Genomic DNA, 24216 nt, shown 5'->3' on the forward strand with positions numbered 1-24216 from the left:
TGCCGTTCGGCTAGTGGTTCCCCTTACCGGGCCCACAGGGGACTTGCACCCCCAAGTCATCCGGCCAGCACCACCTGTACCAGAACAGCGCCCGTCAAGGCGCTACGCGCCATGCCTGGCGCACCAAAAAAAGGGCACCCGCAGGCGCCCTTGTTGCCGGTTGAGACCGTCAGGCCTCAGTCAGCCATCGGTTAGCTATTCCCCATGGCGGACTCGAACCCTTCCTGGATGGATTCGGACGGCTCCGGCGTTGCCAGGGAGACCACCACGATCGAGATCGTGGCGAACAGGAAGCCCGGGATGATTTCGTACAGGTCGAGAATACCACCGGACAGGTTGCCCCAGATCACCACGGTAACACCGCCGACAACGATACCGGCCAGCGCACCCAGGCGGGTCATCCGCTTCCAGAACAGGGACAGGATCAGCGCCGGGCCGAAGGCGGCACCAAAGCCGGCCCAGGCGTAGGACACCAGTTCCAGGACTTTGCTGTCGGGATCGAAGGCCAGCAGGCAGGCCACGACGGCAATGCCGAATACGGCGAAGCGACCCACCCAGACCAGCTCGTTCTGGGAGGCTTCACGACGGAACAGTGCCTTGTAGAAATCCTCAGCCAGGGCAGATGAAGACACCAGCAGTTGGGAGTCCGCGGTACTCATGATCGCCGCAAGGATCGCCGCCAGCAGGATACCCGCTACGAACGGGTTGAACAGCGCGTTGACCAGCAGCATGAAGGCCTTCTCGCCGTCTTCCAGCGGGGTATCGAAGTACCCGATGGCGGCAAAGCCAACCAGCAGGGCGCCGAACAGCCCCAAGCCACTCCAGAGGACCGCAATGCGACGGGCTGCCGGGATATCGTCCTCGCTACGAATGGCCTTGAAGCGCGCCAGGATGTGCGGCTGACCGAAGTACCCCAGCCCCCAGCCCAGCAGCGACAGGATTGCCATGGCGGTCATGGCCTTGCCATCGGAATCGGTGAACGCACTCAGGAACTCCGGATTCTTCGCTGTCATGGCAGCCTGTGTGGCCGACCAGCCGCCGTCCGCGTTGATCGCCATGATGGGAACGATGAGCAGCGCAGCGAACATCAACAGCCCCTGGATGACATCGGTCCAGACCACGGCGAGGAAGCCACCAAAGAAGGTGTAGGACACCACGGCAACCGTACCGATGATAACGGCCGTGGTGTAGTCGATACCGAACACGGTCTGGAACAGCTTACCACCCGCAACCAGGCCGGAGCTGGTATAGAACAGGAAGAACAGCAGGATGAAGAACGCGGAAATGATCCGCAGGAGACGGCTGGTATCTTCAAACCGGTTCTCGAAGTAGGAAGGCAGCGTCAGCGAGTCGCCGGCAGCCATGGAGTATGTCCGCAGGCGGCGCGCCACGATCAGCCAGTTCAGCCAGGTACCGACCAGCAGGCCGACAGCAATCCAGATTGCTTCGTAGCCGGCGGCATAGGCGTAGCCCGGCAGACCCAGCAGCAACCAGCCACTCATATCGGAAGCACCGGCACTCAGTGCCGAAGGCAGCGGACCGAGACTCCGGCCGCCAAGAACGTAATCTGAAAGGTTGGATGTACGCTTCCAGGCGATGTAGCCAATGGCCAACATCAGCAGGATGTACACGATAAAGGTCAGCGTGACCCCCAGGTTATTTCCCACCATCTGGTGTTTCTCCCCGTCCGCTAGTAGAGGTGTGTTATTTTTTGTGGTCCTTTCACGCTGCTCCAGGGCGGCGCGCTGCGATCACTGCGGCGGATACAACTCGGGACAGCCCAGGCCATCCCAGTGTTGCATTCACTCTGCCGGACCCACGTTCTATCCGGCGAATACAGCGATGCATTCCTGACGACTGATGTCGTTCGTGGTTGTCGGGGTTCGTTGTTCCGTGGTTCGCCGTAATGGCTGAGACTACAGTCCCTGGTGACCGGTCCCGGACTGACGTCGGCCCCAAAGTCCTGGCACCCAGTCATCATTGGCCGAGAACCAATAGTGACGGGTACACGCAGCCCACCCCGGTAGGGTCAACGCTGACTCTTCCGGATGAACTGAATGTAACCTTTTCAAACCCTCCCACTAATGTAGTGAGCGGGACCGGCCGCGGCTTGCATAAAACTACGGTTTTTTTATGAAAACGTACGGTTTTACGCCGACGCCGGAGGCTCATTCACCCTACCGTAAGACGGAAGGTGTCACGCCCCGGTATTTCTTCATTGCGTGGGTGAGCGCCCCCTGGCTCGAGAAGCCGGTCAGCAGGCTGATTTCCGCCAGCGACAGGCGGGGCTGTTGGAGGAGTTCAATGGCCTTTTCCAGACGCGCGTGGATCAAGTACTGATGCGGGCTCATGCCGGTCATTTCACGGAAGGTTTCATGGAACCGACTCACGCTCAGGCAAGCCTCGCTGGCCAGGTCCTTTACGGTGATCTTCTGGTGCAGGTGGTTCCGCACATAATGCCGGATGGCCTCGGCATTGAAAGTCTGGCGCTTGCGACGTGGCGCGTTGCCATTGCTCAGGCGCTGGGACAGGCAATGGATAATACCCGTAGCAAAGTGTTCGTGGAGAGAACGGTTGTCCGGTGACTGGTTCAACTCCGACGCGCACAGTTGGATCAGGCTCTGGAGCCGGTTGTCCATATCCAGGTGCGACGGCCGTTCGAACAGTGGCGCAAGCCGGTCGTAATCGCCATGCTTTGGGTTGGACAGCGCGGGTGCCGTGGTGTCGAGATCGATGACCAGCACATGGTTCACGTCATTGCCGAAATAATCGTGGCGGGTTTCCGTCGGCAGCAGGCAGGCTCGACGGCTATCGAGATCGACGCCCCATCCCTGACCGGCCAGCCCGGACGATCCCTGCAGGCCGATCACCACCTGATGGTGAATATGCTCGTGTTGTGCGGCATTCTCGGGGAGTTTCAGGACTCGGGCATTCAGCATAACGTGCGAAGGGCCGTCACAAGGGATCTGGCCTATTTAAGCATATTCCACTCCATGATTCACACGTCGGGCTCCGCAGCTCCCGCCGGGCATCATGCCGCGAACTCGACGCCGGCCTCGCTGCCTGCACACCAGCGCACGCGTGCGGTCCTGTCGCCAATACGAGGGTGCCTGAGCCGTACCAATCCGCCTTCGCTGACCGCCCCGTTACCACTATAATAGAGGCGTGCGCCCGATTCGGACATATCCATTAGGGTGCATACCTCACCAACATCGGGCATATCGGCCACGGACAGGGTCTCGGGCACTATCAGCCGCAGGTGGCGCCGCTCATGGAAGACCGGCACTCCCTCCACCAGCGCGCTCTCAAGGCGGGCACGGTTACGTATCTCCCCGCCTTCCTGCAATCGTTCGCTGGCGGCCACATGAACTTTCTCCGTGACCGCCGGTTCCAGTCCCATCGCCTCACGCTGGGCCAACCCGATGGGCCGGTCGTAGGCGCCGAACAACCGGTATGGCAGGGTTAAGCTGTTATGCGACGGAGCCATGTAACGCGTCTCGGGCGGTGTCTGGAAAACGTCTCCGAGCCGCCACTCCAGACCGTGCTGATTGGCCTGGCTGATCATGAACTGCAGGGCCAGGTCCGACAGGCCGGTTGACGCATAGCCCCCACCGACATCGCCATGCACCCCTGGCAACCAGACCTGCAGGGTACGCCGGGCAACGGACTCATCCTCGTGGAGGCTGGCATCCGCTGGATAGGTCCACAGATCCGGTTTGAACGACACGCGGGCTTCGTCGATTGCCAATGCCTGCACGGCATAGGACACGGAGTCAGACAGCTGTGTGTTGTGGAATCCAACCCAGGGACGCGACAGCTTGCGCAGCCCGGGCAACGGGATTCCCAGGGCACCCACGGTGTCGAACACACCCAGAAAGCGGATGGGGATGCGCCGGCTGGACTGTTGCAATTCCTCCACCAGCGCCGCCTGTGGAACGCTGTCGCGCTCGTGCCCGGGTTCCGCCCGATACCAGCGATAGGCCAGGGGCAGGAAGTGCATCTCGGACTTTCCCAGCAAACCCAGGGTGTGGATGAAGCCGGCCAGACTGCGCACGGTGTAGGCACCGCGACTGAAGCCCAGAAGATAGATGTCGTCGCTGGGGGCCCAGTTGTTCGTGATGAAACGATACGCCTGCAGAAGGTTGGCTGACAGCCCTGCTCCGAACAGGCTGCCCAGCCATCGGTCAAGGCCACCGCCGGTCCCGACGCCGTTGTCGTAATAGACCACCTGGTCGCGACGACCGGAATGGGCCTTCAGGGCCCGGACACACTTGAGAACGTTGGACGGCTCGGCCTGGTTCGCCTCGCTTTCGGGACGATTCCAGGTACCGTCACAGCATACGATGATTGCTTTCGACATAACCATCCCCTCCATGCTCGCGGCAGGTGCCACCGACTGCAAACAGGGACGATCGGTACGGCCGGAATCCGATTCGCGCTCCACCTGATCCTTAAGAGTCCGACCCATCGTGGCGACACATCGGACTGATTATTATTTAATCACCTACGAAGCTTAGCAGACAAATCGGGATCTGGCCGAGACGACCGCTGATGTGGTCACAGAAAGCCGCCGGGGTTGCTCAGGACTGGCTCGCGACAAGGGGCCGCAAGGTGGTAATCAGCGACTCACTGACAGACGCCAGGGGGCGGGAAGCATCAAGCACATGGTAACGTTCCGGCCATTGTGCGGCCCGTTCCAGGTAGGTCTGGCGGATCCGTTCGAAAAAGGCCACGGTTTCCCGCTCGAAGCGATCCAGCTCACCCCGCTTGCGGGCCCGGGCCATGCCCACATCCACCGGGGCATCCAGCAGGATCACGTGATCCGGACGGCGACCACCCTGGACCAGGGTTTCTAGCTGAGCGATGTGATCCCGCGACAGCCCACGTCCGCCGCCCTGGTAGGCGTAGGTGGCATCGGTAAAACGGTCACACAGTACCCAGCAACCGGCCTCTAGATGGGGCAGGATGAAACGGTTCAGGTGCTGAGAGCGGGCCGCAAAGACCAGCAACAGCTCCGTCAAGTCATCCATGACTTCATCCCTGGGCGTCAACAGGACATCACGAATGCTCTCGGCCAGCGGCGTTCCCCCGGGCTCACGAGTCACCACCACATCAATCCCCTGCTTCCGCAGCCAGCTTTCGGCCACGCCGAGCTGGGTGGATTTGCCGACACCTTCGGAGCCTTCGAACGTAATAAAGTAACCGGGATTCATCCTGTCTCTGCCTATTGCGATTGGGGCGACGAGCGGTAATCGGAGCGGCGCCGGAGCTGGAAATCGCGCACCGCACGCTGATGCTCCTGCAGCGTCCGGGAGAACACATGGGAACCATCGCCCCGAGCCACGAAATACAGACTATCCCCGTCATCCGGATGCAACGCGGCGTGAATCGCCTCGCGCCCCGGCAAGGCTATGGGAGTCGGCGGCAATCCGCTGATCCGATAGGTATTGTAGGGCGTGACCGCACGCAGGTTCTTACGGGTAATGTTGCCGTCATAGCTGTCCCCGAGACCATAGATCACGGTCGGATCGGTCTGCAGGCGCATGCCTTTCTCCAGGCGACGGACAAACACCCCGGCAATCTGGCTGCGCTCATCGGGGACGCCGGTTTCCTTCTCGACGATGGACGCCATGATCAACGCCTCATAGGGGCTTTCATAGGGTAGGTCGTCGGCCCTGCCCTGCCACTCTTCCTGCAGGATGGACTGCATGCGATCATAGGCTCGGCGTAGGATATCCAGGTCGCTCTCCTGCCCGGTATAGACGTAAGTGTCCGGGAAAAAGCGACCTTCAGGGTGTTCATCCGGGTGGCCAAGGCGCTTCATGAGCTCGGCGTCGGTCAGACCACTGGAGGCAATATCGAGATGTTGCTGCTTTTCCAGCGCCTGGCGCAGATCTGCAAAGCGCCAACCTTCGATAAACTGGACGGACCAGGTCTTGGTGTCCCCGTTGACCATCTTGCGGACCATGGCCAACGCCGTATCGCCGGACACGAATTCGTAGGTGCCGGCCTGGATCAGATTGCGATCCGGATGCAGGCGCCCCCACAACCGCAGCCACAGCGAGTCGCCCACCAGGCCATTGCGCTCCAGTTGGCGAGCCACGCCACTGAAAGTGCTGCCATGCTCAACATTGAACAGGACCGGCTCCGACAGGGTGACGGGGGTTTTCAGGGTAGCCAGGCCCTGCCACACCCATAGGCCAGTGCCGGCGGACGCCAGAACCAGCAGCAGACATAGAATAAGCAAACGTTTAAACAAGGTCAGGATCCAACTGCATCCGAAAGAAAGGACCGGATTCTGGCAAGCGCCTCGTGCCGAGGCAACTCGAACTGGTCGATCCAGCCGACCATGATACCGCCCACGACACTGTTCATCAGCATCAGGCCGCCAAAATCCGAATCGTGTATATCCACCCGGGTGATGGCTCGCAGCTGCACAGATTCCCCTAATCGGGCCAGTTCATCAAGTGCCGCCTGCCGCGCCACGCCGGCCACGGCCAGGGTATCCACCGCCGGCGTCACCCAGTGGTCGCCGACCCGGGCGATCAGATTGGTGCGAGTCCCTTCCAGCAGATCGCCGTTCGGGCTGCCCATCAACGCTTCGTACGCCCACTCGGGCATGGTCTGGCTGGCCAGCACCTGGGGCAGACGATTGAGGCTCTTGATGCCGGCCAGTTGAGGATCAACGACCAGTGGATTGGGGCACCGGGAGACGGCAACGGGCTGGGCCGGAGACGGCGGACATTCATGGCGGCTCAGGCAAAGCCGGGGGTGGGCAGACGCCGGAGGACGGTAGCCACGCCCACCACTGCCACGAGTCAGGATCAGCTTCAGGACCCAGGACCCAGGCGTGGCGTATCGGTCGACTGCGGCATCCAGGGCGGACGCCAGCGCCTCCCTGGATGCCGGGATACCCAACCGGCCGGCATCATTGGTCAGTCGCCGAAGATGCCGGTCCCGGAGATTGGCCTGGCGACCATTGAACCGGATGGTTTCAAACAGACCGTCGCCGTAGGCCAGCCCCCGGTCAGCGACCGGGAACGTGCTCTCGTCCGCCCAGATGCGTTCCAGCACGGGCGGGATCAGCCCTCGTAGCGGCGGAAGATCAGGGTGCCGTTGGTGCCGCCAAAGCCGAAGGAGTTGGACAGCACGGCTGTGAGGTCCGCTTCGCGTGCCTTGTGGGCGACAAAATCCAGGTCGCACCCTTCATCCGGATGATCCAGGTTGATAGTCGGAGGCAGGATTCCGTCGCGCAGGGCCAGCAGCGAGAAGATCGCCTCCACCGCACCCGCCGCACCAAGCAGGTGACCGGTCATGGACTTGGTACTGGATATCGCCAGCTTATAGGCATGTTCGCCAAAGACCGCCTTGACGGCATCCACCTCGGCGACATCACCCACCGACGTGGAGGTCCCATGGGCGTTGATGTACCCGATCTCGGACGGGGCTACCCCGGCATCGCGCAGAGCATTCCGCATGGAACGCTGGGCGCCCTCGCCCGACGGGGCGGTGATGTGGTGAGCATCGTCACTCATGCCAAAACCAACCACTTCACCATAGATGGTAGCTCCACGGCGCTTGGCATGCTCCAGCTCTTCAAGCACCAGCACCCCGGCGCCGTCACTCAGCACGAACCCGTCACGGCCCTTGTCCCAGGGCCGGCTGGCCTTCTCCGGCTCATCATTACGGGTGGACAGGGCGCGGGCCGAACCAAAGGCGGCAATGCCGGTCGGCGTGGTGGCCATTTCCGAGCCACCGGCCAGCATCACGTCGGCATCGCCATACTGGATGGTGCGCGTGGCATAACCGATGTTGTGCGTCCCGGTGGTACAGGCAGTGGTAATCGCGATGTTCGGCCCCTTGAAGCCGAACCGGATGGCCACGTTACCCGCTACCATGTTGATGACGATTGCCGGGACGAAGAAAGGCGACACCTTGCGGGGGCCTTTCTCCTCCAGAATCCGAACGTTCTTCTCAATGAACTCCAGACCGCCGATACCAGACCCGATCGCAACCCCCACACGGTCGGGATCACAGACGCCCTCGGCATCGAGACCGCTGTCCTGTACCGCCTGGGTCGCCGCCGCGATCCCGTAGTGGATGAACGCATCCATCTTGCGGGCATCCTTCGCGCTCAGGTACTGCTCCAGATCGAAATCCTTGACCGCTCCGCCAATCCGGGTGTTGAAATCCGTCGAATCAAACCGATCAATCGGCCCGATACCACTACGGCCGGCACGAATACCCTCCCAGGTGGAGGCCACATCGTTACCCAGCGGAGAGACAGTACCGAGACCCGTGATTACGACACGTCGTCCAGACATCATTGAATCACCTATAGTTTCCCGTCGGCTGCCCGGCGAAGCTGCCGGATCACCATTTTCATTGGGTCATTGTTATTCACCAGACGGATCCTGACCCGCCCGACTCCGGTCTCATCCCGGAAAATTGCATAGCGTCAGACCTCGCGGTTTATCGCAAACCCCGGTGACACTATTGTGACAATCTCACACATGGGTTGTCATGGCGTCCGTTCGACCCAGCGGTTCAACACAGCCCAACGACCACCACACCACCCTGGCGCCAATAAAAAAGCCGCCCTTAATGACCCGACTAAGGACGGCTTCTGCTTGGCTTTCAATAAGACTGAGTATCAGGTATGCGCGACGATGTAGTCGATCGCGTCCTGAACACTGGCGAGCTTCTCAGCTTCTTCGTCAGGGATCTCAGTCTCGAATTCCTCTTCGAGAGCCATGACCAGCTCAACGGTGTCCAGTGAATCCGCGCCCAGATCCTCTACGAAAGAAGACGTGTTCTGAACTTCAGACTCCTTGACGCCCAGTTGTTCACAAACAATCTTCTTCACGCGCTCTTCGACTGTACTCATAGTTTCCTCACTTAATTCGCAACCAAGCACTAATTTTGCGTGCAGTTTAGTGTAATCCCCACCCGCAAACAAGCAGGGTTTGAAGCTAATGGCTTGTTGTTCAAAGGGTTACAACAAACCCATTATCCCATGAACATACCACCGTTCACGTTAATGGTTTCCCCGGTGACGTAGGCCGCTTCCTGTGAAGCCAGGAACGCCACCACCGCAGCAACCTCTTCCGGCTCGCCCAGACGACCGGCGGGAATGACACTCATCATAGCGTCCCGCTGGCTGTCGTCCAGTTTCTTCGTCATATCCGTATCGATAAAGCCCGGTGCCACGCTGTTCACCGTAATACCGCGATTGGCCATTTCCTTCGCCAGACTGCGGGTCATCCCCTCGACGCCGGCCTTGGCCGCACAGTAGTTCACCTGCCCCGGATTACCCATGCCGGCAACCACGGAACTGATGTTGATGATTCGCCCCCAGCGCGCCTTGGCCATGCCGCGCATAACCGCCTTGCTGGTGCGGAAAATGGAGCTGAGATTGGTGTTGATGACATCATCCCAGTCGTCTTCTTTCATCCGCATTAACAGATTGTCGCGGGTGATGCCGGCATTATTCACCAGGATAACCGGTGCTCCGGACTTTTCGGTGATCGACTTGATGCCGGCATCAATGCTCGCGGCATCGGATACGTTCATCACGATGCCGTAGCCACCCATGGAGGACAGCGCATCCGTAATACCTTCCGCGCCCGCCTCCGATGTGGCCGTGCCGACGACCAACGCACCGCGTTCTGCGAGCACTTTCGCAATTTCCCGGCCAATCCCCCGACTGGCGCCAGTAACCAGGGCAACCTTGCCTTCCAGCGACATAAACCGTGTCTCTCCTGTCTTATCCTTTTACCCCGTCAAGGGCCTTTTGCAACGCATCCGGCGTTTCGATGGGGAACACGCTGAGGTTGCGATCAATGCGCTTGGCCAGACCGGCCAACACTTTGCCCGGACCGCATTCAACAGCCGCCTCGACGCCCTCTTCGCTCAGGTACCGGACAGAATCCGTCCACTGTACAGGCGAATACAGCTGGCGCAGGAGGTTTTCCTTGAGGCTGTCACGATCCTGTTCGGGCGCCCCAGTCACATTCTGCACCACGGGTATGACAGCATCGTTGAAGCTGATGTCATCCAGGGCCTTGGCCAGTTCATCGGCAGCCGGCTTCATCAGGGAGCAGTGCGACGGCACACTCACCGGCAGCGGCAGGGCACGCTTGGCCCCCTTGCCCTTGCACACGTCAATAGCACGGTCGACTGCCGCCGAATGTCCGGCAATCACCACCTGGCCCGGTGCGTTGAAGTTAACCGCCGCAACGACGTCGCCTTCGGCCGCTTCCTCGCAGGCGGCAATAACCACATCATCCTCAAGCCCCAGGATAGCAGCCATACGGCCCTGCCCTGCGGGAACGGCATTTTGCATCAGCTCGCCACGCAGGCGAACCAGCTTGACCGCATCGAAAAAGTTGAGACTTTCCGCGGCCACCAATGCGCTGTATTCACCCAGGCTGTGGCCGGCCACGAAGTCCGGACGCGGGCCGTTATCCACAAACCACTGCCGCCACAGGGCGACACTGGCCGTCAGCAGCGCCGGCTGGGTAACGGCTGTGGAATTGAGCTCATCCTCAGGACCATCCTTACAGATGGACCAGAGATCGAAGCCCAACACCTGGGACGCTTCTGAGAATGTTTCCGCGATGATCGGCCAGGCCTCTGCTGCCTCGCCGAGCATACCAATCGACTGTGATCCCTGTCCCGGGAAAAGAAATGCTGATTTCATGGCGCTCAGTCTACCCCTGTTTCCTACCTGAGAAGATTAGCCAATGGTACAAGCCTTGAGACCACAAGACACGGGGCTTCAAATCATCAATTCGTCCAGTTGCTCATTGATCCGGCGCGGAACTTCCAGACGCACCTCCCGGCAGGCCTGCCGGATCGCCGCGAGCATTGCCCGCTCATTGGCGTTTCCATGACTCTTGATGACCACACCCTGCAGCCCCAGCAAACTGGCACCATTGTGCCGCGACGGATCAATGGTTTTCAGCAGACGCGTCAGCGTCGGACGAGCCAGCCAGCCGATAATCCGACCGTAGAGGGACCGGGTAAAGGTCTGGTCCAGCAACTCCATCAGCATGGCGGCCACCCCCTCACCGGTCTTCAGCGCGATATTCCCGACAAAACCATCGCAGACCACCACATCAGCCACGTCGCGGAACAGGTCGCTCCCTTCCACATAGCCGATATAGTTCAAGGTCTCGCACTGGGCCAGCATATGGGACGCCAGACGCACCTGTTCGTTCCCCTTGATTTCTTCTTCGCCCACATTGAGCAGGGCTACGCGCGGTTCCTGCAGGTTGTTGACCGCGGACGCCATCAACGACCCCATCAATGCATACTGGTAGAGATTCTCGGCACTGGCATCGACGTTGGCGCCCAGGTCCAGAACATGGCACCGGCCTCGTAGCGAGGGGATCAGCTTCACGATCGCCGGCCGTTCAATACCCGGGTACATGCGCAGCAGGGAGCGGCCAAAGGCCATCAGGGCGCCGGTGTTGCCGGCACTGACACAACCCTGCGCCTCGCCGTCGCGCACCAGACGCAAGGCAACGGCCATGGACGAATGCTGTCGGTGGCGAAGGGCATGGGAAGGACGTTCATTCATCCGGACCACGTCGATGGCTTCGACGATACGGATGCGGGGATGGGATTCGGCCAGGAGGGTTTCGAGTTCACTTTGCTGGCCAACGAGGATGATATTGAGACCCTCGTTTTCCCGGACAGCATCAAGCGCTGCCGAGACTGCGATGGCGGGACCGCGGTCTCCGCTCATCGCATCGACGGCAATGGTGATCGAAGTCATCGTTCACCTTGCAGGCTGGCACGGCCGGGCACGTACCGTTCAATACGGGCAGTTGCAGACCGCACCGGCTCAATTACTCGTCGCGAGTCTCTACGACCTGCTTCCCGCGGTAGAAACCGTCCGGGGAAACGTGGTGACGACGATGCACTTCGCCCGTAGTGGAATCAACGGACAGGGCCGCAGCGCCCAGTGCATCGTGAGAACGACGCATGCCGCGCTTGGAGCGGGTCTTACGGTTCTGTTGTACAGCCATGGTATTACTCCTGAGCTAAAAAATAATAAAGCGCCGTGCGCTGTTCAGCGACCGGCGTCCTGTTCCGCGACGCACTGCGAATCAGTGATCGTCTTTTTTCTTGAGCTCCGCCAGAACACTGAACGGATTCTCGCGCTGCTCCGGTTCGTCGGCCGGCCCTTTATCCTGCCCGGCATCAAGCGCTTCGAGCGTCCCGGCGGCCGGACAGTCCTCGAGCTCATGCAGCGGATACGGCGGGATAACCAATAACAGCTCATCCTCGACCATCTGCCAGAGATCCGCTTCAAAATCGTGGATCAGGAAAGGCTCCAGATCCCGCGGCAACTGCCGCGCCTGCTCGTCACTGATAACCAGCCCCAGCCGGAACGACGACATCAGCGACGTTCTCATCGCCGACATGCAACGCTGGCACTCGAGTACGACCGGTGCGTCCAGCTGCCCTTCGACAACCCGACGTCTTTCGGCATCCATTCCAAACTGCAAATGGACGTCGACGTCGCCTTCCGGCTCAAGCAGCAGGGCTGCGAATCGGGAGAGCGAACGCAATGCAATGACACCGTCAAGACTCGCCTCTTTTTCAGCAAGCTTGTTGGGTTCAACGGTCCGGGGCAGCTCGGCATTCGACATAGGCGCGCAATTTTAGGGCCCTGCCCCCCGGCTGTCAAAGCCTTCTGCGCGTTATTTCGGCAATTACACAAGCGGCTTGTGGGATCACGCAGGCAAAGCGAAAGATTTTGACGGCGCCCCGAGTCCGGTATCCTGGCTGAAACCACCGTCGCCAGAGCCCCCATGACCATCAAACCCCTGCTTCTCGCTTCCTCTTCACCCTACCGCAAGGCCCTCCTGGAGCGCCTGCAACTGCCGTTCACCTGTGCCTCGCCGGATATTGACGAGACGCCCCGGGCCGGAGAGACGGCGGAAGAACTGGCGGTCAGGCTGGCCGAAGGCAAGGCGGAAGCGCTGGTGGAGCGTTATCCGGGCCACCTGATCATCGGCTCGGACCAGGTAGCCGAGCTGCCGGACGGGTCCCTGCTCAACAAACCGGGCAACCACGCCACCGCCCGGCAACAACTCGCCGCCTGCAGTGGTCAGTCCGTGTTGTTCCAGACCGGCCTGGCCCTGACCGATGCCGACTCAGGCAGCACCTGGAGCCTGTGCGAGCCGTTCCGCGTCCATTTCCGGGAGCTGGACAGCGAAACCATCGACCAGTACCTGAGCGCCGAACAACCTTACGACTGCGCCGGTAGCTTTCGCATGGAAGGCCTCGGCATCGCCCTGTTCCGCGCCTTTGAGGGACGCGATCCGAACAGCCTGGTGGGCCTTCCACTGATCGCCCTGGTCGACCTCCTGCAGGAGCAGGGCATCCATCCGATCGCCGCTGCCTACCGCAATTCCAGACGCGACTGAACCAGGGCCTGGGCCAGGCCGCTGCCAACAGAGACTCCCAGATCGTCCACCAGTTGCTTGAATGGCGACGGCTTGCGGCTGTAATCGACCATCTTTTTCTCGCCAACCACTTCGCGTGCCACGTAACGGGCGCTTCCCAGGCCATCGATCAATCCCAGCCCCAGCGCCTGCTCGCCCGTCCAGACCAGACCACTGAACAGCTGATCGTTTTCTTTCAGGCGATCACCGCGACCTTCCCGGACCTGTTCGATGAACTGCTGATGCGTCGTTTCCAGCACATTCTGCCAAAACGCCACCTCACCCGGTTTCTCCGGGGAAAACGGGTCCAGGAACGCCTTGTTCTTGCCGGCGGTGTAGAGTCGACGCTCAACACCGAGCTTGTCCATCAACCCGGTGAACCCGAAACCTCCGGCAACCACGCCGATCGAGCCCACCAGGCTGGCCTTGTCGGCATAGATCTCATCGGCGGCAACGGCAATGTAGTAGGCGCCGGACGCGCCGATATCGGAAATCACGGCATAGACTTTCTTGTCGGGATGCTCGCCTTTCAGCCGCTCGATCTCGTCATTGATATAACCGGCCTGCACCGGACTCCCGCCGGGACTGTTGATGCGCAACAGAACCGCCTTCGCCTCGGTGGCCTCAAAAGCATCCCGCAGAGCGGCAATCACGTCGTCGGCATTGGCCTCCTCATCCGCCGCAATGGGGCCGTTGATTTCAACGACGGCCGTGTGCGGCCCGGCAGCCGCCTTGAGCCCGGATTCCACAGGCACCTTCAGCAGGAACAGGAGGGCAAACAGGTAGATGAATGTCAGGGACTTGAAAAAAATCCCCCAACGCCGGCTCTTGCGCTGCTCGGACTGCATCGACAGCACCAGCTTTTCAATCAGCTTCCAGTCCCGCCTTTCTTCCGGCGCCTGTGAATCACCCGCTTCGGAATCCTGCTTCGAAGGTGGTGTCGACTCCGCTCCCCACCCCGCCTTGCCATCGTTATCCCAATCTGACATAGCCTGCTTCCTTACTACTGAACTGCTGATGGATAATTTCGAACTTCAGGCCAGCTTCAGCGCCTGCCTGAGCTCTTCCACATCGCTGACAATCGCAGCAGGCGCAAATGCCTGCAGACGCTCGCGCCTGTGCACGCCCCACTCCACGCCAATCGCCGGCATACCGATACGCTGGGCCATTTCCATGTCGTACACGGTATCGCCGATCATGACCGCCTCTTCTGCCGCGATGCCGAAGTGCGCCATGATCTCCCGCAACATGGTCGGATCCGGCTTGGAGCGGGTTTCATCGGCACAGCGGGTGATTGCAAAGTGCCCGGCCAGCCCGGTCGACTCAAGAGCCCGGGTCATCCCACGCCGACTCTTACCCGTGGCAACCGCAAGTCCTTCGGCGACCTTCCCCAGGTCGGTCAGCAGCGCTTCCACACCGGGAAAAATATTCTGCGGCGTCGTCTGCTGACTGAAAAAATAGCGCGCATAACCCTCCCGGATCGCGTTGATATCACCCATGTCGAGCCCCGGGTAGAGCTTCTGCAGAGCCTCAATGATACCCAATCCGATGATATCGCGATAAGCATCCATCTCCCGCGCCGGAAAACCCAGTTCGGTGGCGGCGCCGTGCAGACTGCTGGCAATGTGGTCCACGGAATCGATCACGGTCCCGTCCCAGTCGAAAATCACTACCTTCGGAGTCACTTCTCTCTATCTCCCGTCTCGAATACTATCCAGCGCCTCATCCTGCGCCCCGCCGCTCCCGGAGTCGCTCAAGCGTTTTCCCGAAAACCTCTTCATAAGGCGCCTCGAAGCGCTGGTGCCGGCCATCGGGCAACACCAGCTCCAGCGCATGGGCGTGAAGCATCAACCGCTGACCGCCCACCGTCCGAAAGGCCTTGAGACTGGCATCATCCATATACTTGTCATCCCCGGCGATCGGATGACCACCGAAGGCACAATGAACACGAATCTGATGGGTCCGCCCGGTAACCGGAAACGCCTCGACCAGACTGTATCCGTCAAACAGCTCCAGGACCCGATAGCGGGTCAAGGCCACCTTGCCGGCATCGGACACCCGCACCATGCGTTCTCCAGAACGCAACTCGAAACGCTCCAGCGGCGCATCCACCTCCGTCCGGCCTGCCGGCCAATGCCCGACCACCAGGGCGTGATAGAGCTTGACCACGCGTTTGGCGCGAATCTCATCCTGCAGGTGACGCAACGCCGCCCGCTTCTTGGCCACCATAATCAGCCCAGACGTATCCCGGTCGAGCCGGTGCACCAGCTCGAGAAAACGGGCCTCCGGCCGGGCCGCGCGCAACGCCTCGATCAGGCCGAAACTGAGGCCGCTGCCACCGTGCACCGCCATCCCCTGGGGCTTGTTGACCACCAGCATGCGTTCGTCTTCATAGATGATGGCCGCCTCGACCACGCGCCGGACCCGTGCACCCGGCACTGGTGCAACCGGCTTCTCCCTGGTCACCACCGGAGGAATGCGCACGGTATCGCCCGCAGAAAGCCGGGAATCCGGCTTGGCACGCTTCTTGTTGATACGCACCTCGCCCTTCCGGACGATCCGGTATATCGCGCTTTTGGGGACGCCTTTCAACTGCGTCAACAGAAAATTGTCCAGACGCTGCCCGGCCCCGTCCTCATCAATGGTGGCCCAGCGCACGCTGGTCTTGGGGGCGACATCGGTCTCCGCCTTTACGCCGGACGCGTCCTGGCTTGGAGCGGCGGCCTTAGCGGACACGGAAGCCGGGCGACGGCGGGAGGACTTCTGCCGGGCCGGGCGTTTTCTGTCGGGTTTCTGCCTGGACATGTTCTGACGGTATTCCGGGGAGTGTTGCGCGGGATTGACGAGCCGGGGCAATACTGTTATGTTCCGGCCTGCTTTTATGCTCAAAATCGAGCCCTATAATGGTAAGGTAATCGATACAAGCGAGCCGGAAGTATACCGACACTACTCAAGACTTTGAATGCCGGCGGCCAGACACAGTGCTGCTGGTCATCGGGCAGAGCAAAAAGGCACCTCCCCGTCGCCGGTTGACCCTACAGGGTCCGGGATCAGGGAGGTACACATGTTCAATCCGCACGGAAAACCGGCGGGTGACATCGCGAAGAATCATTGCAATCACGCCGGGCCGGGCCGTCCAGCTTACGAATATGACGTGAGACCTTGGAGCCGGTGTGAACTTGAACTGGATAGCATGCATCAACTGACACTGAATCGTTACGGTTTATCCGCGAAATTATCGGAAGAACAGACCGTTAGCCTTCTCGAAAGCGTGGAGCGGCCTGCCGCCAGCGCCTGATCGTGTCCGGCTGTCTAGCGTCAGCCGTCAGCTGCATCCTGCCTCGCCGATGAGCGCCAAAACGGCCGGTTTCCGTCGTTAACCGACAGGAAACTCGTTCTTCATGAAAAGAATGCTGATTAATGCAACTCATCCGGAAGAGTTGCGCGTTGCATTGGTAGACGGACAACGGCTTTTCGATCTCGACATCGAGGCCAGCAATCGGGAACAAAAGAAATCCAACATCTACAAGGGCAAGATCACCCGCATCGAGCCCAGCCTTGAAGCCGCCTTCGTCGAGTTTGGCGCCGAGCGTCACGGCTTCCTCCCCCTGAAGGAAATCTCCAAGGAATACTTTAAGAAATCGCCCAAGGACATCGAGGGCAAGATCAACATCAAGGATGTCCTGAACGAAGGCCAGGAAGTCATCATCCAGGTCGACAAGGAAGAGCGTGGCAACAAGGGCGCCGCCCTCACGACCTTTATCTCCCTTGCCGGCCGCTATCTCGTGCTGATGCCGAACAACCCGCGTGCAGGCGGCATTTCCCGCCGCATCGAGGGTGACGAGCGCGCCCAGCTCAAAGACGCCATGAACGGCGTCGAAGTCCCCCGCAACATGGGCGTCATCGTCCGCACTGCCGGCATCGGCCGCTCCAGCGAAGAACTTCAGTGGGACCTCAACTACCTGACACAGATCTGGCAGGCCATTACCGATGCCTCATCCAGTCGCCAGGCTCCGTTCCTGATTCACCAGGAAAGCAACGTCATCATTCGCGCGGTCCGGGATTACCTCCGCCAGGACATCGGCGAAGTGCTGATCGACTCCGAGGTGGTGTATGAGGACGTCCTCAGCTTCGTGCAGGCGGTGATGCCGTCGTTCGAGAACAAGATCAAGCTGTACAGGGACGAAATCCCCCTGTTCAGCCGGTACCAGATCGAAGGCCAGATCGAGACGGCCTTCCAGCGCGAAGTGAAGCTGCCTTCCGGCGGCTCTATCGTGATTGATCCGACCGAAGCGCTGGTGTCCATCGATATCAACTCCTCCCGCGCCACCAAAGGCCACGATATCGAAGAGACCGCCCTGCAGACCAACCTGGAGGCGGCCGAGGAAATCGCCCGCCAGCTGCGTCTGCGCGATATCGGCGGCTTGATCGTCATCGACTTCATCGATATGACGCCGGCCAAACACCAGCGCGAAGTCGAGCAGAAAGTCCGCGAAGCGCTGGAACTGGACCGTGCACGCGTCCAGGTGGGCAAGATCTCCCGTTTCGGCCTTCTGGAAATGTCGCGACAGCGTCTGCGCCCGTCTCTGGGCGAGACCCGCAGCGAAGTTTGCCCACGCTGTGATGGCCAGGGTACGATCCGCGGCATCGAATCCCTCGCGCTGAGCATCATGCGCCTGATCTTCGAAGAAGCCGCCAAGGACAAGACCGGCGAGGTCCGCGCAATCCTCCCGGTGCCCGTCGCCACCTTCCTGCTCAACGAGAAGCGCAAGCAGCTGGCTGACATCGAGGCCCGCCAGGAAGTGAACGTACTGGTCGTACCAAACCCACATCTGGATACGCCTCACTTCGAGATCCTGCGCGTTCGCGAGGACGAAATCAGCGCCGTTGAGCGTGGCACCAGCTACCAGATCGCCGAAGAATACAAGGAAGACGAAACACCGGAAACCCAGGTGGCCCGCGAACAGCCCGCCCGCGAGGAAGCGGCCGTTAAAGGCATTCGCCCGGTCGCTCCTGCCCCCAAGGCTGAAGCTGCTCCGGCGACCAGCCAGCAAGGCCAGGAGGAAGGACTGTTCAAGCGGCTGTCCCGCAAGCTGTCCGCCTTCTTCAGCGACGAACCGGTCGAAGAAACCGAAAGCCGTGACAAGAGCGAACAGCGCAGCCCGGCACAGCGCCGTGACGGCAGCGGTCGCCAGGATCGCCGCAAGGCACGGGTAGCCCGCGACGACAGCCGTGGCCGCGATGACAACCGCGATGGCGGCAATCGCCGCCAGGGCGAGTCCAACCGTCGCCAGAGCCCGGATGAAGGCGGCGGCAACCGTCGCAACAAGGGTCGTCGTAGCGCCGACCAGCCGTCGTCCAACAAGGGGCAACAGCAGAGCCAGGGCGGCAGTGGCAAGCCCGGCGGCGGCAACAAGCGCAAGGACAACCGCCAGGATGACAAGCGTGGCCAAAAGGACCAGATGACCCAGAAGGATCAAAAAGATCAGAAGGATCAAAAGGACCAGAAGAGCCAGGACCAGGACCGCGCCCCTCAGGGCGGCAAGCAGCAACAGTCCCGGGGTGGGGATGAAAAGCGTCGCCGCCCACGTCGACCGCGCAACCGCGATGGTTCACCGGTAGAACAGGACAAGCGCCAGAGCGACGAGCGCAAGGCCAACAAACCGCAGTCCGCGGACAAACCGACAGCCGATAAACCGGAGCAGGCACAACAGGGCAATGGCAAGGCGGCTGAACAGCCCAAGTCCGCTGATCAGGGCAAGCCATCTGAGCAACATCGCCAGCCTGAAGCCCAGTCCCAACCGGCAGAACAGCCGAAGGCGGACAGGAGCGGCCCAACAACCAGCCCTGGCACTGATTCGACCGGCAAACCGGCCGAGAAGGCACCAAAGGCTGAAGGCAAGCCCGCCAGCCAGGACGGTAAGGACAGCCCTGCCCCGGCAGAGGCAGGCAAGGCTCAGGGCACTCAGGACCGGCAACCCGAGCCATCCAAAGCCCCCAGAGACGATCGCCAGGCAGCGGCTGACAGGAAAGACGAGGCCAAACCGGCCGAACCCAAGGCTGAAAAAGCCGGGGATACGACCGACAAGCCGGCTCCCAAGGCGGAAGCCGTCAAGCAGGACAAACCGGACGAAGCGGCCACACCGGCTGCGGAGCAAACGCCCGAAGCCAAGGCCGAGCCGGCTCAGCGTCCTGCCAGGGAAAGCGACAAACCAAAGGAAGCGGCGGCCCAAACCCAAACCGCCGAGCCGCAGAAGGCCCCTGAGAAGCCGAAGGCAGAAGCCCCGGCGGACAAGGCCGAGGTAAAGCCTGAGCCTGCCGGGAAGGCTTCGCCGAAGGAGGCTGCTGAAAAGACCGCGCCTCGCCAGGAGAAGCCCTCAGCCGGCGATCGTTCCAGCCCAGAAAAGGCTCCGGCTGAGTCCGCTGGCACTGCCCCGCAGAAAGCCACGGCCGAACCGGAAAAGGCGTCACCAGCGGCTACCGAAGACAAGGATGAGCCCGCTCTGGCACCGTCGGGCCGTGCGTACAACGACCCGCGCGAGGTGCGCAAGCGTCAGTTGGCCGCCCAGAAGGAAGCCGAAAAGAAAGAAGGCAGCAACAAGCAGGCTGCGGAGACCGCTGACTCCGGCGACAAACCGTCCGCCGGGCACTGAACGGCCTTCAGGAGAGCGCCCCCCACCGGGGCACCACCCCAAGAGCGGGCTCCGACATTCCGGAGCCCGCTTTTTTATCCTCATCAACAGGCTGTCATCGCCCGTTAACACAATGACATACAGTCTTCCGGCGAGAGCCGCTATACTGGCGGATGTTCCAACAGGAGTGTTTCCCTATGCTGTCTCCCCAAGAAATCGAAGCGGTTGAAGATATCCTGTTTGCGGATCCCTGGGGCGACGAGGCCCTGGACTTTTTCGGATTGCACGGCGTGGTCAGCGCCAGCGTTGTAGGCCCCCATGAACTGGATGCCAAGGCCATGTTCCTGATCGCCACCGGGCTGGATGAACTGCCTTCGGCCGGTGTCCCCGAGGCTTTCGCCCACGCGGTGGACAAGCTCAGCACGATGATGGCCGCGTCACTGGACCGGGGAGAAGCCCTCGAACTGCCGGAACCGGAAGATGGCGATCCCCTCAATGCCCTGGAGAACTGGTGCGCCGGCTTCGTCGACACCTTCCTGCAGCATGAAGACGAGTGGCTGGAAGCCAACGAGAAAGAAACTGCCGACCTGTTGGTGCCCATGCTGGCACTATCCGGCCTGTTTGAGGATGAGGACTTCGAGCGGGTACGCAGTAGCGATCAACTGAGTCAGGAAATGGCGGACGCCATCCCAGACTCATTGACGGATCTCTACCTGCTGTTTCATGTGCCGGCCTGAGGCCCCCCGGCAGGCGGCACCAACGCCGGTCGAAACGGCGTCAGCCAGCGCTGACGCCAAGACGATGCCAGATGGGCTCCAGCCCGTCGGGCAACTGTCCCGGTAACCGCCCCAACTCACACCAGGGCGCTCCCGGAAAGTGGAAGTCGCTTCCCTGGGATGCCAGGTACCCTTCCCGTCGACACAGCTCCGCGAGAAACCCCAGATCACCGCTCGACTGCCCCGACGTCAGTACCTCCATACCCAGTCCGCCGGCGGCGGTAAAATCCTTCATCAACTCCCGCAGACGCGTCGCCGTCATCCTGTACTTGCGGGGATGCGCCACAACCGCCACGCCGCCGGCACGGATGATCCAGCGGGTCACGGCCTCCAGCGACGGCCAACATGCCTTGACGTCGCCGGGTTTGCCGGCCCCCAGGTAACGCTTGAAGGCCTGACCGCTGTCCCGCACCACGGACTCATCCACCAGGACCCTGGCAAAGTGGGGCCTGCCGGGAACATCACCACCAGCCACCCGGGTCGCCTTCTCCAGCAGGTCATCGACCTTCAGCCGCCGCAGGCGCTCGACAATCTGCCGGGCACGCCGCCAGCGGTTGTCGGCCTGCTCGGCCAGCACTGCCTGCCAGTCCGGATCCCCGTCGTCAAAACCCAGACCCACGATATGAATGGTCAGCGAACGCCACTGACAGGATAATTCGATCCCATTGATGAGGGTAATGCCGCAATCGGCCGCAGCCCGCGCGGCCTCGGCAAGCCCGCCCGTCGTGTCGTGATCGGTCAGTGCGAGATGCGTAACCCCATTGGCTGCGGCACGCCGGACCAGGTCGGTCGGCGATAGCGCACCGTCGGAAACGTTACTGTGGCAATGCAGATCAATACGGACGGATTGTGTTGCGGTTATGGTCATATGTGGCGTAACCCTTTAATGTACGTCACAGGATACGCTCACGGCCCTCCAGCGGCCAGTCGACAGAGGGAAAGACTCATGTACTACGCCATTATCAGCCAGGATGTCGAGAACAGCCTGCCCCTTCGCAAAACAGCTCGCCCCGCACATCTGGAGCGCCTGGAACAGCTCAAGTCGGAGGGTCGCCTGCTGCTGGCCGGTCCCTGCCCGGCGATTGACAGCCGCGACCCGGGCGAAGCGGGCTTCACCGGAAGCCTTGTGATTGCCGAGTTCGACTCCCTGGAGGCGGCGCAGACCTGGGCCGATGCCGATCCCTACGTAGCGGCAGGCGTCTACGACAGCGTGACGGTCAAACCATTCAAACCGGTGTTGTCCTAGGAGCCCGCATTGACAGATCGTAATAACCCGGTGCTTGATCGCCTCGGGAACTATGACAGAATTCCCGGTTTGAACGGCCTCTGAAAAGTAGCCTTACACAGCGTTGGGGCCTGTTTACCCGCCCCTCAGGCAGACGAAAACGAAAAGAAGGTCGCCCTCGAGACCTGCCCGATACCCGGGACGCTCCAGAAAAAAACAAGCAGGAATGATTCGTTGTGATTCACAAGCCCTTCACATTGACGAAACTATTGGCCGCTGCCCTTCTGACAGCGCTATGCCTCCCCGCCTTCGCCCAGACCAAGTACGTGGACGATGAACTGCTGATCATGCTCCGCAGCGGCGAGGGCAACCAATTCCGTATACTCGACAGCCTCAAGTCCGGCACCCGCCTGGAAGTCCTCCAGGAAGGCGAGAATTCCGGCTACACCAAGGTCCGGACCCAGGACGGCCAGGAAGGCTGGGTACTCAGCCGCTACCTGTCCAACCAGCCGATTGCCCGTGACCGTCTGGCGGCAACCCAGAAAAAGCTGGAGCAGACCGAATCCGCCCTCAAGGAAGCACGGGATCAACTCCAGTCGCTGCGCCAGCAACGCGACGAACTGGCCAGCTCCGAACAGTCCCTGCAATCCCGCGCCGGCAAGCTCAGCTCGGAGCTCGATCGCATCAAGGAGGTCTCCTCTAACGCGCTGACACTGGACCGTCGCAACCGCGAACTGCAGGAAAGCAACCAGCAGCTCAAGAAGGAAGTGGAAGTCCTGACGGCAGAAAACGAGCGCCTCGAAGCCAAGAAGGAATCGGACTTCATGCTGCTGGGTGCCGGACTGGTAGGGTTGGGCGTACTGATCGCGATCGTCCTGCCCTGGCTCAAGCCCACCCGCAAGACGGACAACTGGGCCTGATCATTCCGACTGACGGCGCACGTACAGAGCGACGTGCGCCACACCACATCTTGTGCCTGCAATCAAATCCATACACTAAATACCAGAAAGACAAGCCACCTTATGACGGATCGTTCTTTGACGTGCGGCTTTTGTCATCTTATATAAGGTAAAACACGGCCAGGAGGCAGAGGTATGGCAACGACGATGCGCGACTACTCGGAGAAACGCGATTTTCATCGGATGCAGGTCAATTCGGAGGTGACGGTCACCGATACCGATGGCAAGCAGTACAAGGGTATTTGCAAGGATCTCAGCGGCACCGGCATGCAGCTTCACATGGACACGGCCATCCCCGTGGGGACCGAGTTACAGACCTTCCTGCCTTCAACCAACGAGAAGTTTCCGCCTTTCGAGACGGTCATCGAAGTACTTCGCTGCGAACCCAGTGGCGACGGCTATCTGCTGGGGGCTACAATCAAGCAGGTGAAACGCTAGCAACCCTGGGCAAGAGCCCGACCCGACTGGCGGCGCTCCTCGACGGAGCACCTGCCAGCCAGGTTTCGGCGCCGTTTACTCCGGCATGGAGAGGGGCTTCCCGGAGACGATAATACCGTTGTTGTCGGCATAGACGTACTGACCCGGAACGAATGTGGTGCCGTGGAAGGTCACCGGTACGTTCAGGTCGCCGATTCCCCGCTTTTCCGTCTTGCGAGGTACCGTGGCCAGGGCCTGCACGCCCAGCTGCGTCTCACCAATAACATCCACGTCCCGAATGCAGCCGTAGATGATGATGCCGGCCCAGCCATTGCTGGCCGCTTTCTCGGCCAGCATGTCGCCCAGCAGCGCCGCCCGTTTCGAGCCGCCGCCATCGACGACCATGACACGACCTTCGCCGGGCAATCCAACCTGTTCCTTGACGACGGAGTTGTCTTCAAAACACTTCACGGTCACGATCTCGCCACCGAATGCCTTGATGCCGCCGTAATTGTTGAAACCGGGTTCAACGACGATCACTTCCGGATATTCGTCGCACAGGTCAGGCGTCACGATATTCACGGTCTTCTCCTTCTGGGGACAGGGTTGTTCTGCGTCGGAATCGAGTAGGAGGGGGAGTTGCCTCCCCCGTCCTCTCACACCACCGGGCATACGGTTCCGTACCACGGCGGTTCATGATTGGCTCTGAAGCCGGTTTATCGTATCCAGCAAACTGACCAGAGACAG

25 protein-coding genes are annotated in these 24216 nt (G+C 60.9%); 7 read left to right on the top strand and 18 right to left on the bottom strand.

Annotation, left to right across the window (positions count from 1 at the left end; genetic code table 11):
* Positions 1-191 precede the first annotated feature (191 nt).
* The 13 genes from putP to EZI54_RS21780 form a co-directional block, all read right to left on the bottom strand.
* Positions 192-1670 carry a sodium/proline symporter PutP gene (putP, locus tag EZI54_RS21720; protein ID WP_131483982.1) on the bottom strand — a complete coding sequence of 493 codons (1479 nt, stop codon included), beginning with the start codon at positions 1668-1670 and terminating at the stop codon, positions 192-194.
* Between the two features lie 507 nt (positions 1671-2177).
* Positions 2178-2939 (bottom strand): helix-turn-helix transcriptional regulator, encoded by a 762-nt coding sequence (locus tag EZI54_RS21725; RefSeq protein ID WP_131483983.1) that lies wholly within the window; start codon positions 2937-2939, stop codon positions 2178-2180.
* Positions 2940-3031: 92 nt separating this feature from the next.
* The gene (locus EZI54_RS21730; RefSeq protein WP_131483984.1) at positions 3032-4360 is read right to left on the bottom strand and encodes a phospholipase effector Tle1 domain-containing protein; all 1329 of its coding nucleotides are present in this window, start codon (positions 4358-4360) and stop codon (positions 3032-3034) included.
* A gap of 220 nt (positions 4361-4580) precedes the next feature.
* Positions 4581-5213, bottom strand: coding sequence for a dTMP kinase (tmk, locus tag EZI54_RS21735; protein ID WP_131483985.1), 633 nt, complete (start codon positions 5211-5213; stop codon positions 4581-4583).
* 11 nt (positions 5214-5224) lie between these two features.
* A complete protein-coding gene (mltG, locus tag EZI54_RS21740) occupies positions 5225-6259 on the bottom strand; it encodes an endolytic transglycosylase MltG (protein WP_131483986.1) in 1035 nt (344 codons plus the stop codon).
* 2 nt (positions 6260-6261) lie between these two features.
* Positions 6262-7074 carry an aminotransferase class IV gene (locus EZI54_RS21745; protein ID WP_165495834.1) on the bottom strand — a complete coding sequence of 271 codons (813 nt, stop codon included), beginning with the start codon at positions 7072-7074 and terminating at the stop codon, positions 6262-6264.
* Between the two features lie 8 nt (positions 7075-7082).
* Positions 7083-8324, bottom strand: a complete 1242-nt coding sequence (fabF, locus tag EZI54_RS21750) for a beta-ketoacyl-ACP synthase II (RefSeq protein ID WP_131484003.1) — start codon at positions 8322-8324, stop codon at positions 7083-7085.
* A gap of 329 nt (positions 8325-8653) precedes the next feature.
* Entirely contained in the window at positions 8654-8887 is a 234-nt protein-coding gene (gene acpP / locus EZI54_RS21755) for an acyl carrier protein (protein ID WP_007154069.1), read from the bottom strand.
* A 122-nt stretch (positions 8888-9009) separates the two neighbouring features.
* Positions 9010-9747 carry a 3-oxoacyl-ACP reductase FabG gene (gene fabG / locus EZI54_RS21760; protein WP_131483988.1) on the bottom strand — a complete coding sequence of 246 codons (738 nt, stop codon included), beginning with the start codon at positions 9745-9747 and terminating at the stop codon, positions 9010-9012.
* A 19-nt stretch (positions 9748-9766) separates the two neighbouring features.
* A complete protein-coding gene (gene fabD / locus EZI54_RS21765) occupies positions 9767-10702 on the bottom strand; it encodes an ACP S-malonyltransferase (protein WP_131483989.1) in 936 nt (311 codons plus the stop codon).
* A gap of 78 nt (positions 10703-10780) precedes the next feature.
* Entirely contained in the window at positions 10781-11782 is a 1002-nt protein-coding gene (gene plsX, locus EZI54_RS21770) for a phosphate acyltransferase PlsX (RefSeq protein ID WP_131483990.1), read from the bottom strand.
* 73 nt (positions 11783-11855) lie between these two features.
* Positions 11856-12035, bottom strand: a complete 180-nt coding sequence (rpmF, locus tag EZI54_RS21775) for a 50S ribosomal protein L32 (RefSeq protein ID WP_131483991.1) — start codon at positions 12033-12035, stop codon at positions 11856-11858.
* 81 nt (positions 12036-12116) lie between these two features.
* Positions 12117-12662, bottom strand: coding sequence for a YceD family protein (locus tag EZI54_RS21780; protein ID WP_131483992.1), 546 nt, complete (start codon positions 12660-12662; stop codon positions 12117-12119).
* Positions 12663-12824: 162 nt separating this feature from the next.
* Between EZI54_RS21780 and EZI54_RS21785 the strand changes: the two genes are divergently transcribed.
* The gene (locus EZI54_RS21785; RefSeq protein ID WP_131483993.1) at positions 12825-13442 is read left to right on the top strand and encodes a Maf family protein; all 618 of its coding nucleotides are present in this window, start codon (positions 12825-12827) and stop codon (positions 13440-13442) included.
* On the opposite strand, the gene EZI54_RS21790 is transcribed toward EZI54_RS21785, so the two are convergent.
* The 3 genes from EZI54_RS21790 to rluC are packed head-to-tail and all read right to left on the bottom strand — an operon-like array spanning position 13418 to position 16265.
* Positions 13418-14449 carry a S49 family peptidase gene (locus EZI54_RS21790; RefSeq protein WP_131483994.1) on the bottom strand — a complete coding sequence of 344 codons (1032 nt, stop codon included), beginning with the start codon at positions 14447-14449 and terminating at the stop codon, positions 13418-13420. The two genes, EZI54_RS21785 and EZI54_RS21790, sit on opposite strands and share 25 nt — an antisense overlap.
* 45 nt (positions 14450-14494) lie before the next feature.
* A complete protein-coding gene (locus EZI54_RS21795) occupies positions 14495-15145 on the bottom strand; it encodes an HAD family hydrolase (protein ID WP_131483995.1) in 651 nt (216 codons plus the stop codon).
* A gap of 37 nt (positions 15146-15182) precedes the next feature.
* On the bottom strand, positions 15183-16265 hold the full coding sequence (gene rluC / locus EZI54_RS21800; RefSeq protein WP_131483996.1) for a 23S rRNA pseudouridine(955/2504/2580) synthase RluC: 1083 nt from the start codon (positions 16263-16265) through the stop codon (positions 15183-15185).
* 259 nt (positions 16266-16524) lie between these two features.
* Here rluC and EZI54_RS21805 point away from each other — a divergent pair, with 259 nt between their 5' ends.
* The 3 genes from EZI54_RS21805 (at position 16525) to EZI54_RS21815 (ending at position 20829) form a co-directional block, all read left to right on the top strand.
* Positions 16525-16758, top strand: a complete 234-nt coding sequence (locus EZI54_RS21805) for a hypothetical protein (RefSeq protein ID WP_131483997.1) — start codon at positions 16525-16527, stop codon at positions 16756-16758.
* A 103-nt stretch (positions 16759-16861) separates the two neighbouring features.
* Positions 16862-20113 (top strand): ribonuclease E, encoded by a 3252-nt coding sequence (rne, locus tag EZI54_RS21810; RefSeq protein ID WP_131483998.1) that lies wholly within the window; start codon positions 16862-16864, stop codon positions 20111-20113.
* A gap of 176 nt (positions 20114-20289) precedes the next feature.
* On the top strand, positions 20290-20829 hold the full coding sequence (locus EZI54_RS21815) for a YecA/YgfB family protein (protein WP_131483999.1): 540 nt from the start codon (positions 20290-20292) through the stop codon (positions 20827-20829).
* Between the two features lie 40 nt (positions 20830-20869).
* Here the strand turns inward: EZI54_RS21815 and EZI54_RS21820 are convergent, their stop codons facing one another.
* Positions 20870-21736, bottom strand: a complete 867-nt coding sequence (locus EZI54_RS21820) for a PHP domain-containing protein (RefSeq protein ID WP_131484000.1) — start codon at positions 21734-21736, stop codon at positions 20870-20872.
* A 78-nt stretch (positions 21737-21814) separates the two neighbouring features.
* Between EZI54_RS21820 and EZI54_RS21825 the strand changes: the two genes are divergently transcribed.
* From EZI54_RS21825 to EZI54_RS21835, 3 genes are all read left to right on the top strand, one after another.
* Positions 21815-22114 (top strand): YciI family protein, encoded by a 300-nt coding sequence (locus EZI54_RS21825; protein WP_131484001.1) that lies wholly within the window; start codon positions 21815-21817, stop codon positions 22112-22114.
* 215 nt (positions 22115-22329) lie between these two features.
* On the top strand, positions 22330-23013 hold the full coding sequence (locus tag EZI54_RS21830) for a TIGR04211 family SH3 domain-containing protein (RefSeq protein WP_341352868.1): 684 nt from the start codon (positions 22330-22332) through the stop codon (positions 23011-23013).
* Positions 23014-23187: 174 nt separating this feature from the next.
* Positions 23188-23490, top strand: coding sequence for a PilZ domain-containing protein (locus EZI54_RS21835; protein ID WP_242674557.1), 303 nt, complete (start codon positions 23188-23190; stop codon positions 23488-23490).
* A gap of 75 nt (positions 23491-23565) precedes the next feature.
* Here the strand turns inward: EZI54_RS21835 and rraA are convergent, their stop codons facing one another.
* A complete protein-coding gene (gene rraA, locus EZI54_RS21840; protein ID WP_131484002.1) occupies positions 23566-24051 on the bottom strand; it encodes a ribonuclease E activity regulator RraA in 486 nt (161 codons plus the stop codon).
* Positions 24052-24216 lie beyond the last annotated feature (165 nt).

This window comes from Marinobacter halodurans, assembly GCF_004327985.1.
Taxonomy (GTDB): Bacteria; Pseudomonadota; Gammaproteobacteria; order Pseudomonadales; family Oleiphilaceae; genus Marinobacter_A; species Marinobacter_A halodurans.

Coding starts and splice junctions, on each gene's coding strand:
- putP (WP_131483982.1), bottom strand. CDS start 1,670: ATGGTGGGAAATAACCTGGGGGTCACGCTGACCTTTATCGTGTACATC.
- EZI54_RS21725 (WP_131483983.1), bottom strand. CDS start 2,939: ATGCTGAATGCCCGAGTCCTGAAACTCCCCGAGAATGCCGCACAACAC.
- EZI54_RS21730 (WP_131483984.1), bottom strand. CDS start 4,360: ATGTCGAAAGCAATCATCGTATGCTGTGACGGTACCTGGAATCGTCCC.
- tmk (WP_131483985.1), bottom strand. CDS start 5,213: ATGAATCCCGGTTACTTTATTACGTTCGAAGGCTCCGAAGGTGTCGGC.
- fabF (WP_131484003.1), bottom strand. CDS start 8,324: ATGTCTGGACGACGTGTCGTAATCACGGGTCTCGGTACTGTCTCTCCG.
- acpP (WP_007154069.1), bottom strand. CDS start 8,887: ATGAGTACAGTCGAAGAGCGCGTGAAGAAGATTGTTTGTGAACAACTG.
- fabG (WP_131483988.1), bottom strand. CDS start 9,747: ATGTCGCTGGAAGGCAAGGTTGCCCTGGTTACTGGCGCCAGTCGGGGG.
- fabD (WP_131483989.1), bottom strand. CDS start 10,702: ATGAAATCAGCATTTCTTTTCCCGGGACAGGGATCACAGTCGATTGGT.
- plsX (WP_131483990.1), bottom strand. CDS start 11,782: ATGACTTCGATCACCATTGCCGTCGATGCGATGAGCGGAGACCGCGGT.
- rpmF (WP_131483991.1), bottom strand. CDS start 12,035: ATGGCTGTACAACAGAACCGTAAGACCCGCTCCAAGCGCGGCATGCGT.
- EZI54_RS21780 (WP_131483992.1), bottom strand. CDS start 12,662: ATGTCGAATGCCGAGCTGCCCCGGACCGTTGAACCCAACAAGCTTGCT.
- EZI54_RS21785 (WP_131483993.1), top strand. CDS start 12,825: ATGACCATCAAACCCCTGCTTCTCGCTTCCTCTTCACCCTACCGCAAG.
- EZI54_RS21790 (WP_131483994.1), bottom strand. CDS start 14,449: ATGTCAGATTGGGATAACGATGGCAAGGCGGGGTGGGGAGCGGAGTCG.
- rluC (WP_131483996.1), bottom strand. CDS start 16,265: ATGTCCAGGCAGAAACCCGACAGAAAACGCCCGGCCCGGCAGAAGTCC.
- EZI54_RS21805 (WP_131483997.1), top strand. CDS start 16,525: ATGTTCAATCCGCACGGAAAACCGGCGGGTGACATCGCGAAGAATCAT.
- rne (WP_131483998.1), top strand. CDS start 16,862: ATGAAAAGAATGCTGATTAATGCAACTCATCCGGAAGAGTTGCGCGTT.
- EZI54_RS21815 (WP_131483999.1), top strand. CDS start 20,290: ATGCTGTCTCCCCAAGAAATCGAAGCGGTTGAAGATATCCTGTTTGCG.
- EZI54_RS21820 (WP_131484000.1), bottom strand. CDS start 21,736: ATGACCATAACCGCAACACAATCCGTCCGTATTGATCTGCATTGCCAC.
- EZI54_RS21825 (WP_131484001.1), top strand. CDS start 21,815: ATGTACTACGCCATTATCAGCCAGGATGTCGAGAACAGCCTGCCCCTT.
- EZI54_RS21835 (WP_242674557.1), top strand. CDS start 23,188: ATGGCAACGACGATGCGCGACTACTCGGAGAAACGCGATTTTCATCGG.